The sequence below is a fragment of the Sphingomonas sp. STIS6.2 genome (assembly GCF_000732685.2).
In the GTDB taxonomy this organism is placed as follows: Bacteria; Pseudomonadota; Alphaproteobacteria; order Sphingomonadales; family Sphingomonadaceae; genus Sphingomonas; species Sphingomonas aerolata.
Genome location: NZ_JPDP02000125.1, coordinates 1 through 1,356, shown reverse-complemented (window position 1 = coordinate 1,356; position 1,356 = coordinate 1). Strand labels below are relative to the sequence as shown.

The following is a 1,356-nucleotide window of genomic DNA, read 5'->3' as shown; positions in this document are numbered from 1 at the left end:
TCACGTCGGCGTGCCGATCGCGTCCAATTCAACCGGACCAGCCAGCAGCGTTCGTATGACTGCATCGGTGTGGCGCAATGCGCCTAAGGCTCCGGTAGCGTCGGACCCAGCCCTACGTCCTCCCCAAGCCTGACCAACGCCTAATTCCGCCGGGAAAGCCCGTGCGGACGCCCAAGGTTCGTCAGGAGTCCATTACCCATGCACCGTTTTATTGCGGCCTTATTGGCCGTGGCGTCCTGCGCGTCGATCGCACAGGCGCAGTCAGCCGATCCAACATCGACCAGTCCCCCGCTCACCCTTGAGCAGGCGCTTTCACTTGCCGGAGCGACTGCCCCCAGCCTTGAGGCCGCTACGGCCGGCGTCCGGGCCGCAGAAGCAGGCCGCACGGTTGCTGGCTACCGGCCGAATCCGTCGATCGTCGCCGAGACCGAGAACATTGCCGGCAGTGGTCAATATCGCGGGCTTCGCAGCGCGGAGACAACGGCAGGCCTGGCACTACCGATCGAGCTGGGTGGCAAACGATCGGCACGGATCGCCGTCGCGGATGCGATTGGTAATCGAGCGCGGATAGGCACGGCGTTGGCTGAGGCTGATCTAAGGCTTGCCGTCACGCAGCTCTACATCGAGGCGACAGCAGCGGAGCGTCGGCTTGTAACCGCGCGCGAGCAGGCCGGCATCGCCCGCGAGGCATCGCGCGCAGCCGGCGTCCGCGTTCAGGCGGGGCGAGCATCGCCGCTCGAACAGCAGCGCGCCGATGTATTGCGGATCAACGCGGAGACGGCCGTGGAGCGCTCGGAGCGGCTTGCCGAGGTCGCGCGAAGCAATCTTGCCCGACGGATCGGCCAACCCCTCACAGGACCGTTGGACTTGGCGTGGTTCGGCCGTGTCGAGGGCTTTGGTCCAGCGCGGCCGATCGAGACCGCCGGGACGCTGGCATTGGCAGCGACACGCGCGGACGTAACAACGGCAGAGGCCCAGGTGCGGCTTGCCAGGTCGCAGCGCATTCCCGACGTGACACTCAGCGCCAGCGCACGACGGCTTGAGGCTACGAACGACGTGGCAGCGGTGTTCGGCCTGTCGATCCCGTTTCCGCTGTTCAACAACGGCAAGGCGGCAGTGGCGCGGGCGCGGGCGCAGACCGATCAGGCGCAGGCGCTACGTCGCGCGGCCGAGCTGGATACCGCGCAGGATATCGCAAGCGCACAGGCGAACGTCGCGAATGCCGCGACGACCGCTCGCAACGCCAGCGGGCCGGCATTGGCATCGGCAAGCGAAGCCGCTCGGATTGCCCGGATCGGCTACCGGGAGGGCAAGTTCGGTCAGCTCGATTTGTTGGATGCCGAACGTACCCTGTCC

General features: G+C 66.9%; 1 protein-coding gene. It reads left to right on the top strand.

The genetic code is table 11. The annotated features are described in order from the left end of the window. Nucleotides 1-198: 198 nt before the first annotated feature. On the top strand, nucleotides 199-1,356 hold a 1,158-nt coding region (locus sphst_RS13825), incomplete at its 3' end, for a TolC family protein (RefSeq protein ID WP_107045698.1).